This is a genomic window from Allobosea sp. 01N443, from assembly GCF_056399325.1.
Window position 1 is genome coordinate 1 of the sequence record NZ_JBFTRC010000168.1, and the last position, 13,640, is coordinate 13,640.

Sequence of the window (13,640 nt, forward strand, 5' to 3'; positions counted from 1 at the left end):
CGTCCCGGGCCGGACTCCGCTCATGGTTCCGCCGTGCCTACCCGTCCGAGCGCAGCGTCAGCCTCGACCACGGGATCGTTGAAGGTCCAGCGGGGGATCGTGCGCATGCGGTCGAGGCCGGCGAAGACGGCCGCAAAGCCGCCATCCGGCGAAACCTCGCGGAGCGCGGCATCGAATTCCTGGCCGAACCCGTTGAAGCCCTCGGCCTCCACTTCGCAGAGATGAATCTGGTTCCAGTCGATCCGCAGCGCCGGATCACGGTAGAGCACGGCCGCCGTCTCCATGGTCCGGAACGTCCCAATCCTGTTCGCCTGGACGAGCTTCGCAGCAGCCGGCCCGATATAGTTCCGCATGATCTCTCGGTATTCGCCGAGAGAGGGAGCCTGCACCTCGATATATTCCAGCGACGCCAGCCGCACGGGCCGATCGGCTGAGCCCTGCCAGTTTCGCGGCAGGACGAAGGCCGCGGGGGTGGTCAGGAGAATCTCCGCGCGCAGCACCTGGATCTGCGGCGGTTGCTGCTTGACCACGAGTTCGCGAATGGCGTCGGCAGGAACGATATCTTGGAAGTAGCTCAGTTCGAGATGGCTCCAGACAGCCGCTTCCGAAGCGTTCCGAAACACGGAGCGGTGCCGATACAGCGCCTGCCCGAGGCACGTTTTCCCAAAACGCGCCCAGTCGACGACGCGGTCCTCGAGCTCGGCTTCCGCTCCGGGATCCGCTTGTATCGTCCGGGCTAGCACCACGAGGCGGTCGCCGGGCTCGATCCGGGCCAGTTGCGACCCGTCAAGGGGATGAACACTCTCAGAAATTGGACGCCTCGGATCGTTCGTCTCGTCGTATCTGTCCCCGCTGGCACGATCGTCATCGAGGGGCATGCGGATTCAAAAGGGTCGGCTCAATCGAGCCCTGAATCGAGCATTGCTGCGACGATTTCGGCCGGGCCTCGTCTGGCCCGGCCAGCCGACCTGGGGCCGTGTTCAGTTGCCCGACGGCAGCGCGATGCTGATACCCTCCTTCGACAGGATGTCGCGGACGCTCTGGAATTTCTGATAGTCGGACAGCGTCATCGGCCCGGTATAGCTCTYGCTCTGCAGCTTGCGCGGCGGATACTGCACATAGGTCTTCATCAGCTTGTTGATGGCCTCGGAGATCGTCACCATCGTCCAGGTGCGCTCGGTGTAGTTGTTCATGAAGATGTCGTAGCGCTCCTGGGGATCCTGCCAGAGGTCGAAGACCTGCGGGACGGTGGCGACATATTTCTCGGCGCCCTTCCAACCGAGATTGCTGTCCACCGCCAGACCGCCGGTCGGGGCGCCGTTGTCGCCGCGCAGGTTGAAGACGGCCTTGTAGTTGCCGATGCGTGCCGCACCCGGAGAGAGCTCGTTCTCGGTGAAGTAGAACCACTCGTTGCGGGGCGAAGGGCCGGTCCCGAACAGACGTCCTGCCAGGCGCCGTTGTCGGTGGTGTAGAAGACCAGCGTGTTGTTGGCACGGCCGGAACTGCGCACCTTGTCCATGATCCGCCCGATCCGCGCGTCGAGCTCGACGACGGAGTCCGCATATTTACTCTTCGACATCGACTTATGGATGTAGTCGGGATGCGGCATGTTGGGCTGGTGCACCTTCATGAAGTTGATGCTCATGAAGATCGGCTCGGGCGAATTCGCGTTGCGGTCGAGATAGTCGAGCGCCGCCTTCTCGACATAGCCGTCGAAGAACGGGATGCCGACCACGCCTTCGGCGCCATTGATCACCGGCGTGTCGACATATTGGCCGTTGATCTTGAACTCCTCGCGCGCCGGCTGCCCGGCATTGCCCGACAGGGCTCCCTTCGTTACCCGCTGGAACATCGCCCGAAGCTCGGGTGACATATCCGGGAACCAGGTCGGGTCTGCGTAGGTGTAGGCGTTGAGATGATAGAGGCCGCAATATTTCATCTCGTCGTAGCCCTGGGCATTGGGCAATGCGTAATCGGCCTCTCCCAGGTGCCATTTGCCGGTGAAGAAGGTCTTGTAGCCACCGGTCTTGAGCACCGAGGCCAGCGTCCATTCGGCAGCGGGCAAGCCGCCGCCCTGGCCCTGGAAGGCCACGGTCGTCATGCCGCTCCGGTTCGGGATGCGGCCCGTCTGCATGGCGGCGCGGCCGGGCGTGCAGCTCGGCTGCGCATAGAAGGAGAAGAACGTCATTCCCTCCGCCGCCAGCTTGTCGATATTAGGGGTCGGCATGCCGCGGCCGATGCCGCCGCCATAGGGGCCAAGATCGCCGTAGCCGGTGTCATCCGACACGATCATGATGATGTTAGGTCGCTGCTGCGCCGCCGGTGCCGGTGTCGGGGCGGGTTGCGTCTGCGCCGCCGCCATCCCGCTGAAGGCGAGCGATGTCAGTGCAGTCGCTCCGAACAACGCCGCGCCAAAGCGCTCGCGCCAGGCTCCGAACCGCTCCAGCGCCCTGGCCGTGGAACTGTCTCTTTCATCAAGCTGCAGGCAATCAGGCATGACCTCACTCCTCAGGCTGCTTTGGATCGGACGGTGGTCTCCAGACGCATCGAAATCCGACATGACTGGTCGAGGTATCGACCGGCTCGGCATGGCGCGCGGCCGGGCGATAGCCCTTGATCACCTTGCGTGGAATCCTGATCTCCGGCATCGCCGGATCATAGCTTGCGCCCTCCCGCCCGCCGCGCGGGTTCACCGGGATGCAGCAGGCCTTCGCCGCGTCGGCCTCATGGCGGGCGGAGTACCAGTCTTCAGTCCATTCCCAGACATTGCCGATCATGTCGTGGAGGCCATAGCCGTTCGGCGGAAAGGCGGTGACCGGCGAGGTGCGCTCGAAACCGTCCTGGTTGCTGTTCTCGTGCGGGAAGTTGCCCTGCCAGGTGTTCGCCAGATGTCGGTTGCCGGGCGTGAGCTCCTCCCCCCAGGCATATTCGGCGCCGTCGAGCCCGCCCCGCGCTGCGAACTCCCATTCCGCCTCGCTCGGCAGGGCCTTTCCGGCCCAGCGCGCATAGGCGAGCGCATCGGCGAAGGTGACATGGACGACCGGATGGTTGTCGAGGGCGTTGATGTTGCTGCCGGGACCATAGGGGCGACGCCAGTTCGCGCCCTTGGTCAGGCTCCACCATTGGCTCCAGTCGCGCAGGTCGACCGGCCTCGTCGGCGGCGCAAAGACCAGCGAGCCGGCATAGAGCATATGCGGCTGCGTGCCGGGATAATCCTTCGGATTGGGCACGACCTCGGCAAAGGTGACATGTCCCGTTGCCCTGACGAATTCCTTGAACTGCCGGTTGGTCACCGGGGTCCGGTCCATCCAGAAGCCGTCGACGGTGACGCGATGCGCCGGAGCCTCCTCGGGGTAGTGCCGGTCCGAGCCCATGCGGAAGGTGCCGCCGGGGATGGAGATCATGCCTGGTGGCGGCGCTGTTCCTGCATCGGGGGCAACATGCGGTTGATCGCGGGAGGCCGATGGCTGTCCGTCGGCGATTTCGAGGATACGCATGGCAGGCACTCTTTGGAGAATTGGAGCAATTCTGTTCTAGAGTCAGAGAATGACAACACGAGACAATCGCGGCACTTACTTCAAGGTAATTTTTAGAATCCAATTAAATGACAGGAAAACGACAAGTAAATGACAAGATAAATTATAAATCAAATCTATAATCAAAATTAGATATTACGAGTTACAATTAAATTGTAGAATAATTACTGCATTGCCTCCCATGCTAGAGATGTTTCTCGCGGGCGTCTACTGTGTGCGAATGAACTCCGATCACCTCTCCTTGCCCAGGGGGTTTGTTGCCATAGCCAGAATGGCTTGGCTGCCATCGACCGAAATTCACCGCCCTCGTCAGGGCCGGACGCAGGATCCATTCGCTGTGGAAGGCGCCCAAGATAAAACAGCCACCCAGCCGATTATGGATAGTCTCCACCTCACTTCCATGGGCGGCGCGAAACGGCGAACCTTTCAATGAAGGGTGAACCCGCAGGCATTGCTGCCACGCCAATCTTGAAGGAATTCCGAGATGGGTTTGCTGATAGATGGTGCCTGGCATGACCAATGGTACGACACATCGTCAACCGGCGGCCGCTTTATCCGGAAGGACAGCGCATTTCGCAACTGGGTGACGCCTGATGGCTCGGCTGGCCCAAGCGGCGCTGGTGGTTTTGCCGCGGAGCCTGATCGCTATCACCTCTACGTAAGCCTGGCGTGTCCTTGGGCACACCGGACCCTGATCATGCGCACCCTGAAGGGATTGGAAGAGCTTGTTCCGATCTCGGTCGTGCACTGGCTGATGCTCGAACGCGGCTGGACCTTCCAGGCAGGCCCCCGGGTCGTTCCCGACGCGGTTAATCACGCGCAGTATCTGCATCAGGTCTACACCGCTGCCGATCCCCACTATACCGGCCGGGTCACGGTTCCTGTCCTGTGGGACAAGCGGACCGGCACCATCGTCAACAACGAGTCTTCCGAGATCATTCGGATGTTGGGAACGGCGTTCGACCATCTCGGCGCATTGCCCGGGGCCTACTATCCCGCGCCGCTGCACGAGGAGATCGATGCGATCAATGCGCGGGTCTATGACACCGTCCACAATGGTGTCTATCGCGCCGGGTTCGCGACAACCCAGGAGGCCTATGAAGAAGCGATCGGGCCCTTGTTCGAAACACTGAACTGGCTAGAGGAGCGGCTGAAGGCACGGCGCTATCTGCTCGGAGACGACCTGACCGAGGCAGATATCCGCCTGTTCACCACGCTCATTCGGTTCGATCCGGTCTATGTCGGACACTTCAAGTGCAACCTGCGCCGCATTGTCGATTACCCGAACCTCTGGCGTTACACCCGTGACATCTACCACCTGCCCGGCGTTGCCGGGACGGTGAATATGCAGCACATCAAAGGCCACTATTACGAGAGCCATCGCACGATCAATCCGACCGGCATCGTCCCCCTTGGCCCAGAGATAAGCTACTGAAAGAGGACGAAAAGCCCCGGCAACCGCGCAAGCAGTTCATCGTGCCCAAGGTTCTGGTTCTTGATTGCTCTTCCCGTGGCCATGTCGAAACGCTGGCCTACGCCGAGGCCGGCCCCTCAGCTGCGGGCTCGGCAGGCAGTCATCTACGTGGCGTCATGTCCCGCCCCATGTGCGGCAGAGAAGCGCGGCTGTCGTAACGAAATTTGGGTGGGACGCCCCGCGCGCCCGGACGAGCGCGCGGGAGAGGCAAACGAGCGCTCAGCGATRGTCGCGGTAGTCGTACGCCGGGGCATAATAGCGCCTGCCGTAGACCGGCGCGGCATAGACCGGCCCGCCATAGACCGGCGCGGCATAGTAACCATTGTCGTAATAGTAGGGGTCAGCATAGGCGCGGCGGTTCGCGGCGATCGCTGCGGCACCCAGAATTCCGAGGCCAACGGCGCCGGCCACGGCTGCGCCACGGCCGCCGCCATACCAGCCGCCGCGGTAGCCACGATAGCCACCGCGATAGCCGCGGTAACGATATTGCGAATATTCCGCCGCTGCCTTGTCGAGCCGCGAGGCATCCACGACCGGACGCGCTTGCCCAGCGAAGGCCGGCACGGCCGAGCCCGCCGTGACCACGCTCGCGGAAGCCAGCGCAACGATGGCGGTTTTCCTGAGGGACATCATGATCGAATCTCCTTTTATCGGGCTCTCCTCCTCCCGAAGCTGAGGACAGGTTCGCGCCGCCCGGTTGAATGGCGGGTGAACCAATCGCGGCTGGATTGCGGCAGGCGCCAAGCCGTCTCCTTGCGCGTGCGTCGCCAAACAGTCGCTTTGAAGGGAAGCATCGACGCTTCCAAAGACTGCATTGTCCAATCAACGAAGGGCGGAACCGGTTGTTCCCCTCGCCGCCATGTCTCCGAGAACGGAAGCCAGCAGCCCGCTTTGCGATAGCGAACTCGATTACCGTCAATCGTCCCGCCGTCGCCTCGGCCCAGGCACCGCAGCGGGTCGTCAGCGTCCGGCTGCGATCAATCAGTGCAAGGAGAAGATGCGCGTCGCACCCTGCTTGGCCATGAGAGCCTTGAAGCGTTCGCTGGAGGCCGCCTATACCGTCTCCATGACAGCCAGCAACCGCATCGTCCTCTCCAGCGACCACGCCGCCATTCCGCTCCGGCAGGCCATCGCCGCTCATATCGCGACGCATGGCTGGGTCGCGGTCGATATCGGACCGACGACGCCGGAGAGCACACCCTATCCCAGGCAGGGCGAAGCGGCGGCGCGGCTCGTCGCCTCCGGCGATTGCCGGTTCGGCATCATCCTGTGCGGCACCGGCCAGGGCATCATGATGGCGGCGAACAAGGTCAAGGGCATCCGTTGCGGCGTCTGCGCCGACACGTTCTCAGCCCGCATGATCCGCCAGCACAACGATGCCAACATGCTGTCGATCGGCGTGCGCGTGGTGGGCGAAGGGCTCGCGCTCGATATCGTGGATGCGTTCCTCTCCGCCCAGTTCGAAGGCGGCCGGCATGCGATGCGGGTCGAGATGATCGAGGCGCTGGAGGGCTAGCGCCCGCGCGCGCCCCGAGCCGACACGGCCACCGTCCTGAACAGAGTCTCTAACCCGCATCCGCGCAAAAACATTTCGCTGGCAAAGCGTCCCGCATGCTGTAAAGCGCGCGGCGCGACCCTTGATGCCTCCGGGGTTCGACGGCCACGGAGTGAGCCATGCGCATCGGCGTCATCGCGGACATACACGGCAATCTGCTGGCTCTCGAAGCGGTGCTGGACCGTCTTCGCCACGCCTCGCCCGATCTGATCGTCAATCTCGGCGATTGCGCCTCGGGCCCGTTATGGCCGGCAGAGACGGTCGCGCGGCTCAGGGCGGCCGAGATGCTTCACGTCCGCGGCAATCATGACCGCGCCCTGGGAGCAGCCTCGCCCGAAGGGCTCGGTCGCTCCGACCGCTTCGCCTGGGACAGGCTCGACGCCGCCGATCGCGCTTGGTTGTCCACGCTGCCGGCAGAACAGTTCGCCGCCGGCGCGCAATGCGTCCATGCCTCACCCGGCGACGATGAAGCCTATCTGATGGAAGCCGTCGCGGCTGGCCGCCTCCTTCCCGACACGGCCGCCGCCGTCGAGGCACGGCTGGCCGCCGCGAAAGCGCCGCTCCTGCTCTGCGGGCACAGCCACCTGCCGCGGGTCCTGCGGTTGTCCAATGGGATGGTCGTCGTCAATCCCGGCAGTGTCGGGAACCCGGCCTATGAGGACGAGACGCCGCCTGCCCATGTCTCCGAGAGCGGAAGCCCGCATGCCCGCTTCGCGCTGGTGACGATCGCGGACACGATCACGGTCGAACATCACGCCATCGCCTATGACTGGGACGCAGCCGCGGCACGCGCCCGGCAGAACGGGCGCGACGACTGGGCCCATGCCCTGGCGACAGGCAGCGTGCGCCGGTGAGCCTCGGGATCTTCCTCACCGTGCTCGCAGCAGCGGCGATGCATGCGGGCTGGAACGCCTTCGTCAAGGTGAAGCTCGAACCACTCCACGCCATGGCGATGATCTCGCTCGCGTCCGGGCTTATCGCCCTCCCCGTGCTGCTGGTGACGGGCTGGCCGAAGCCTGAGGCCTGGCCCTGGCTCCTCGCCTCGCTGATCCTGCATCTCGGTTACTATATCGGCCTGTCCGGAGCCTATCGGCGCGCCGATATGAGCCAGATCTATCCGATTGCACGTGGCGGAGCCCCGCTTCTGACCGCCGCGATCGCCATGGCCGTCTTCGGCGAGCGCCTCGCCGTGCCGCAGCTCGCCGCCATCGGCCTGCTCGGCACCGGCATCATGCTGGTCTCGGTCCTCGGGCGCCGGCGCGGCGCTGCCTTCGATCCCGGGGCGCTCGGTTTTGCAGCGCTGACCGCCGTCATGATCAGCGGCTACACCCTGGTCGACGGGCTCGGCGCACGGGCGGCGGGTGACCCGCACGCCTATTCGGCGGCGCTGTTCGTGATCAATGGCACGCCGCTGATCGCCTATATCGCCTTGCGCGGTGGACGGGACGCGCTGACGGCGATGCGGCCGTTCTGGCTGCAGGGCACGGCCGGAGGCATCCTGTCGCTCGGCGCCTACTGGATCGCGATCTGGGCGATGACGGTCGCACCGATCCCGCTTGTCGCGGCCGTCCGCGAGAGCTCCGTGCTGTTTGCCGCAGTGATTGCCTATGTCTGGCTGAAGGAGCCGCTGCAGGCATCGCGCCTGGTCGCCTGCGGCTTCATCGTCGCGGCGCTCGCGCTGATGCGGCTCGCCTAAAGTTCAGCGCGCGATCGTCGCCTCGGCCTCGACGAGTCCCTGGACCGTATCGAAGAAGCCGCGCACCAGCGGAATGCGCCGGCGCTCCGCCCGGCAGGCCGCATATTCGCCGACCGCGAAATCGGCGCCGGTGATGACCAGCCGCTTCAGCGCGGGATCGGGCCGGAACTCCGCCTCGAAGATCACCCCGATGCCGAAGCCGGCGGCGACGGCCTCCCGCACCGCCTCGCGCGACTGGACCTCGAGCAGGTTCGCCGGCTTGATTCCCGCCTCGGACAGGCGAGCCTCGAAGGTCTCGCGCGTGATCGAGCCGCGTTCTCTCAAGACGATGTCCTGGCCCGCGAAGGCCTCGATCGGGATGCTGTCATGCTGCGCCAGGCGGTGCTCGCTGGCGATGAAGGCGACCAGCCGGTCAGCGCGCAGCTTCACCGTATGGAGGCGCGGATCCGAGCTCTGCCGCGCGGTGATCGCCACATCGGCGGCGAAATCCATGATCTGGTCGACCACTTCGGAGGAATTTCCGATCGTCAGCGAGAATGTCAGGCCGGGATAGCTTTCGCGCATCCGTGCCAGCGCGGCCATGACATGGGTGGCGCTGTCGGCGGCAATGCGCAGATGGCCACGCTGCAGCGTCCGGCTGCCGGCAAGCAGCGATTGCGCCTCGTCCTGCGCCGAGAACAGCCGGGCCGTGATGGCGAAGAGGCTCTGGCCCAGCGGGGTGAGCTTGGTCTTTCGGCCGGCCCGATCGAACAGGCGCACGCCATAGGCGTCCTCGAGCGAGCGGACCTGCGCCGAGAGTGTCGGCTGGCTGACATGGCGCGCCTTGGCCGCGCCGGTGAAGCTCTCGGCCTCCGCCACCGCGTGGAACGCCGACAGGCCGGAATAGCTGATCGCCATGCCATAGATCCTTTCTATGGATCGCATGGATAGGATGTATTGGAGCTATGTCAAATCTCGCCCTACCGTTTCGCCATCGGCTGCAACGACACAAGCGAGATCGACATGGCCCAAGCCCGCCGCCCCGCCGTTTCCGAGACCGGTGATCCCCTCCTCCTGACGCCCGGACCGCTGACGACCAGCAAGGCGATCAAGGAAGCCATGGTTCATGACTGGGGCTCCCGGGACGCCACCTTCGTCGGCATCAACAAGGCCGTGATGGATGAGCTGCCGAAGGTCATCCATGGCGAGGGCAGCTTCGTCACCGTGCCGATGCAGGGCTCGGGCACTTTCGCGGTCGAGGCCATGCTGACGAGCTTCGTGCCGCGCGGCGGCAAGGCGCTGGTCCTGATCAACGGCGCCTATGGCCAGCGCGCCAAGCGCATCCTCGAGATCGCCGGCCGCGATGTCGTCACCCACGAGACGGCCGAGGACATGCCGCCCGATCTTGCCGAGGTCGATCGCATGCTCGTCGCCGATGCGGCGATCAGCCATGTCTTCGTGGTCCATTGCGAAACGACGAGCGGCATCCGCAACCCGATCGAGGCGGTGGCTGCGCTGGTCAAGCGCCATGGCAGGCGCCTGCTGATCGACTCGATGAGCGCCTTCGGGGCGCTGGCGCTCGACAGCCGCGAGGTCTATTTCGACGCTGTCGCCGCCTCTTCGAACAAGTGCATCCAGGGGGTGCCCGGCCTCGGCTTCGTCATCGCCCGCCGCAGCGCCCTGGCGGAGACCAAGGGCAACGCCACCACGCTGGTCCTCGATCTCCACGATCAGCACGCCGCCTTCGAGCGCACCGGGCAGTACCGCTTCACCCCGCCGATCCATGTCATCGTCGCGTTCCATGCGGCGCTGCAGGAATTCTGGACGGAAGGCGGCGTCGCCGGGCGTGGCGAGCGCTATGCCGACAATGCGCGCATCCTGATCGAGGGCATGCAGGAACTCGGCTTCCGGACGCTGCTGCCGGCCCACCACCAGGCGCCGATCATCGTCACCTTCCACATGCCGCAGGACAAGAACTTCGTCTTCCAGCGCTTCTACGACACGCTGAAGGACGCCGGCTACGTGATCTATCCGGGCAAGCTGACCGTCGCCGACAGCTTCCGCATCGGCTGTATCGGCGCGCTGGGCGCGCAGGACATGAAGGCCTTCGTCGCCACGGTCTCGGACGTGCTTGCCGAGATGGGCGTCGGCCTGAAGTCGGCGGCGTGAAGGAGCAGATGATGAACATGCATTCAAAGGTCGGGTCGGATATCGTCGCGAACGGGCGGGCCTATGCCCGGCCGCAGCGTGCGACGGTCGTGATCTGCATGGACGGCTCGGAGCCGGCCTATATCGAGGCCGCCAGCGCCAAGGGCCTGACGCCCAATCTCGACCGGATCATGCGGGCCGGCACCAGCACGCATGCCTATTCAGTGATCCCGAGCTTCACCAACCCGAACAATCTCTCGATCATCACCGGCCGCCCGCCGGCGGTCCATGGCATTGCCGGCAACTTCTTCTACGACCGCGAGGCCACGGAAGAGGTGATGATGAACGATGCCCGCTTCCTGCGGGCGCCGACCATCCTGGCGGAGTTCCAGAAGGCCGGCTTCAAGGTCGCGATGGTGACGGCCAAGGACAAGCTGCGGACCCTGCTCGGCAAGGGGCTCGATTTCACCAGCGGCACGGCGATCGCCTTCTCCTCGGAAAAGGCCGACAAGGCCAACACGGCGGAGAACGGCATCGATCAGGTGCTCGGCTTCGTCGGCATGCCGGTCCCCTCGGTCTATTCGGCCGATCTCTCCGAGTTCGTCTTCGCCGCCGGCGTCAAGCTGCTGGAGAGCTTCAAGCCGGACCTGATGTATCTCTCGACGACCGACTATGTGCAGCACAAGGCGGCGCCGGGCTCTGAAATGGCGGACGCGTTCTACGCCATGTTCGACAGCTATGTCGGCAGGCTCGATGCGCTCGGCTGCACGCTCGTCATCACCGCCGACCACGGCATGAACGACAAGCATCTGCCCAATGGCGAGCCGGACGTAGTCTATCTGCAAACACTGATGGACGAATGGTATGGCAAGGGCACGATGCGCGTGATCCTGCCGATCACCGATCCTTACGTCGTCCATCACGGCGCGCTCGGCTCCTTCGCCACGGTCTATCTGCCCGAGGGCGCCGACCAGACCGAKGTTGCGGCCCGCATCTCCGGCATCGACGGCATCGCGCTCGCGGTCACCTCGGCCGAGGCCTGCGAGCGTTTCGAGCTGCCGGCGGACCGGATCGGCGACGTGGTCGTGGTCTCGACGCGCTCGAAGGTGATCGGCACCTCGCCGGATCGGCACGACCTCTCGGGGCTGACCGAACCGCTGCGCTCGCATGGCGGCATCACCGAGCAGCGCGTGCCGATGATCGCCAACCGGCCGATCTCCGTGCCGGAGGGGCGCACGCTCCGCAATTTCGACGTCTTCGACGTCGCCCTCAACCTGGTGAGCTGAGATGAACGCGAATGTGAATCCGCCCGTGCGGCGCGAGACGATGCGGATCGCCGGCAAGCTCGTCTCGACCGACGACATGGTCGAGGTCCGCAATCCCTACGACAATTCCGTCGTCGGCCTSGTSCCGGCGGCSCGGCCCGAGCATGTCCGCGAGGCCTTCGCCAAGGCGCGCGCCTTCAAGCCGACRCTGACCCGCTATGAGCGCCAGCAGATCCTGCAGAAGACGGCCGAGYTGCTGCGCGACCGCAAGGACGAGTTCGCCCGGCTGATCACGGCCGAAGCCGGGCTGTGCTGGAAGGATTCGCTCTATGAGGCGAGCCGGGCCTATGACGTCTGGTCCTTTGCGGCCCAGCTCACCATCAAGGATGATGGCGAGATGTTCTCCTGCGACATCTCGCCGAACGGCAAGGCRCGCAAGATCTTCACGACGCGCCAGCCCTTGCTCGGSGTGATCTCGGCGATCACGCCGTTCAACCACCCGCTCAACATGGTCAGCCACAAGCTGGCGCCGGCGATCGCCACCAATAACCGCCTCGTGCTGAAGCCGACCGAGCTGACGCCGCTGACCGCGCTSGCRCTSGCCGACGTGCTCTACGAGGCCGGCCTGCCGCCCGAGATGCTCTCGGTCGTCACCGGCAAYCCCTCGACCATGGGCGATGCGATGATCACCGATCCCGATGCGGATCTGGTGACCTTCACCGGCTCGGTCCGGGTCGGCAAGCACATCGCCAATACCGCCGGCTACAAGCGCATCGTGCTCGAACTCGGCGGCAACGACCCGCTGATCGTCATGGAGGATGCCGACCTCGACAAGGCGGCCGAGCTYGCGGTCACTGGTGCGACCAAGAAYTCCGGCCAGCGCTGCACCGCGGTGAAGCGCATCCTGGTGGTCGAGAGCGTCGCCGACGCCTTCGCCAAACTGGTCGTCGAGAAGGCGAAGACGCTGAAATGCGGCAACCCGATGGATCCGGCAACCGATGTCGGCACCGTCATCAACGCCCGCTCGGCCGCGCTCTTCCAGGSCCGCGTCGACGACGCCGTGACGCAAGGCGCCGAAGTGCTCTACGGCCAGCGGGCCGAGGGYGCGCTCTTCCAYCCGACCGTGGTCGACCGCATCCCCTACRCCTGCGAGCTSGTGCATGAGGAAACCTTCGGCCCGGTGATCCCGATCATCCGCGTGCCGAACGATATCGCCGAGGTGATCCGGATCTCGAAYTCGACGGCCTATGGCCTGTCCTCGGGCGTCTGCACCAACCGCTTCGACTACATCCAGCGCTTCGTCGCGGAGCTCGAGGTCGGCACCGTCAACCTCTGGGAGGTTCCCGGCTACCGCATCGAGATGTCGCCCTTCGGCGGCATCAAGGATTCAGGCCTCGGCTACAAGGAGGGCGTCGTCGAAGCCATGAAGAGCTTCACCAACGTCAAGACATGGTCCCTGCCCTGGACGAGTTGATCTCCGCCGCCGCAACGCGCGCCGATCGTCCGGTGCGCGTCCGGAACAGACCGCCTGTGCGTGGATTTAGCCGGCTCGCCAGCCATGCCGTCCACAATCCAGCTTCATCCCCCGCTAGCGGACGCCCCAGGTCTCTCTGTATGGTTGCGTTAGGTCAGGGGAGACTGTCGTGGCTATCGCGTTCGGGCAATTCATCGGCGCCTTTCTGTTGGCCGTCATTCTGACGACGATCATCTCCGCGCTCATTCGCAGATTCACCACCACCTCCCGCGTGTTCATCGCCAATGGGCTCTCACTGACCATCGCAACGTTGCTGGGCGGTCTGGGAATGGCCGATGGCGGCGATCCAGATTTTTTCAACTCCTTTGGAACATACGTCCTTCCCCAACTGGCGGTATTTGCCATCGACTTCCTGCGTAGCCGTGGCGCGGCTGCACGCGGGCGGACAAAGCCCAAATCGATGGCCCTCACTCGGGCTGATCCGCCCATGCGCGGTGCTGCGCGCGATATCGC

General features: G+C 64.6%; 12 protein-coding genes and 1 pseudogene. 8 read left to right on the forward strand and 5 right to left on the reverse strand.

Going from position 1 to position 13,640, the window contains the following annotated elements; all coding sequences use genetic code 11:
- Positions 1–20: 20 nt before the first annotated feature.
- From AC1DRP_RS28445 to AC1DRP_RS28455, 3 genes and pseudogenes are all read right to left on the reverse strand, one after another.
- On the reverse strand, positions 21–623 hold the full coding sequence (locus AC1DRP_RS28445) for a hypothetical protein (RefSeq protein ID WP_476770215.1): 603 nt from the start codon (positions 621–623) through the stop codon (positions 21–23).
- Positions 624–980: 357 nt separating this feature from the next.
- A pseudogene (locus tag AC1DRP_RS28450) lies at positions 981–2,362 on the reverse strand (sulfatase-like hydrolase/transferase).
- 139 nt (positions 2,363–2,501) lie between these two features.
- Positions 2,502–3,404: a formylglycine-generating enzyme family protein gene (locus AC1DRP_RS28455; RefSeq protein WP_476770224.1), complete on the reverse strand. Its 903-nt coding sequence runs from the start codon at positions 3,402–3,404 to the stop codon at positions 2,502–2,504.
- Between the two features lie 616 nt (positions 3,405–4,020).
- Here AC1DRP_RS28455 and AC1DRP_RS28460 point away from each other — a divergent pair.
- Positions 4,021–4,971: a glutathione S-transferase family protein gene (locus tag AC1DRP_RS28460; protein WP_476770216.1), complete on the forward strand. Its 951-nt coding sequence runs from the start codon at positions 4,021–4,023 to the stop codon at positions 4,969–4,971.
- A 258-nt stretch (positions 4,972–5,229) separates the two neighbouring features.
- On the opposite strand, the gene AC1DRP_RS28465 is transcribed toward AC1DRP_RS28460, so the two are convergent.
- On the reverse strand, positions 5,230–5,643 hold the full coding sequence (locus AC1DRP_RS28465) for a hypothetical protein (RefSeq protein WP_476770217.1): 414 nt from the start codon (positions 5,641–5,643) through the stop codon (positions 5,230–5,232).
- A 433-nt stretch (positions 5,644–6,076) separates the two neighbouring features.
- Here AC1DRP_RS28465 and rpiB point away from each other — a divergent pair, with 433 nt between their 5' ends.
- The 3 genes from rpiB to AC1DRP_RS28480 all read left to right on the forward strand — a co-directional run bounded on the left by rpiB (position 6,077) and on the right by AC1DRP_RS28480 (position 8,261).
- Positions 6,077–6,526, forward strand: a complete 450-nt coding sequence (rpiB, locus tag AC1DRP_RS28470; protein ID WP_476770225.1) for a ribose 5-phosphate isomerase B — start codon at positions 6,077–6,079, stop codon at positions 6,524–6,526.
- A 158-nt stretch (positions 6,527–6,684) separates the two neighbouring features.
- On the forward strand, positions 6,685–7,419 hold the full coding sequence (locus AC1DRP_RS28475; protein ID WP_476770218.1) for a metallophosphoesterase family protein: 735 nt from the start codon (positions 6,685–6,687) through the stop codon (positions 7,417–7,419).
- Positions 7,416–8,261 (forward strand): EamA family transporter, encoded by an 846-nt coding sequence (locus tag AC1DRP_RS28480; protein WP_441508262.1) that lies wholly within the window; start codon positions 7,416–7,418, stop codon positions 8,259–8,261. The genes AC1DRP_RS28475 and AC1DRP_RS28480 overlap by 4 nt, the downstream gene beginning before the upstream one ends.
- A 3-nt stretch (positions 8,262–8,264) precedes the next feature.
- Here the strand turns inward: AC1DRP_RS28480 and AC1DRP_RS28485 are convergent, their stop codons facing one another.
- Complete coding sequence (locus AC1DRP_RS28485) at positions 8,265–9,158, reverse strand: LysR substrate-binding domain-containing protein (protein WP_476770219.1); 894 nt, start codon at positions 9,156–9,158, stop codon at positions 8,265–8,267.
- Between the two features lie 105 nt (positions 9,159–9,263).
- Here AC1DRP_RS28485 and AC1DRP_RS28490 point away from each other — a divergent pair, with 105 nt between their 5' ends.
- From AC1DRP_RS28490 to AC1DRP_RS28505, 4 genes are all read left to right on the forward strand, one after another.
- Complete coding sequence (locus AC1DRP_RS28490; RefSeq protein ID WP_476770220.1) at positions 9,264–10,409, forward strand: 2-aminoethylphosphonate--pyruvate transaminase; 1,146 nt, start codon at positions 9,264–9,266, stop codon at positions 10,407–10,409.
- A gap of 11 nt (positions 10,410–10,420) precedes the next feature.
- Entirely contained in the window at positions 10,421–11,674 is a 1,254-nt protein-coding gene (gene phnA / locus AC1DRP_RS28495) for a phosphonoacetate hydrolase (RefSeq protein WP_476770221.1), read from the forward strand.
- A gap of 1 nt (position 11,675) precedes the next feature.
- Positions 11,676–13,127 carry a phosphonoacetaldehyde dehydrogenase gene (phnY, locus tag AC1DRP_RS28500; protein ID WP_476770222.1) on the forward strand — a complete coding sequence of 484 codons (1,452 nt, stop codon included), beginning with the start codon at positions 11,676–11,678 and terminating at the stop codon, positions 13,125–13,127.
- 169 nt (positions 13,128–13,296) lie between these two features.
- A partial coding sequence (locus tag AC1DRP_RS28505; protein ID WP_476770223.1) for a hypothetical protein occupies positions 13,297–13,640 on the forward strand: 344 nt, incomplete at its 3' end.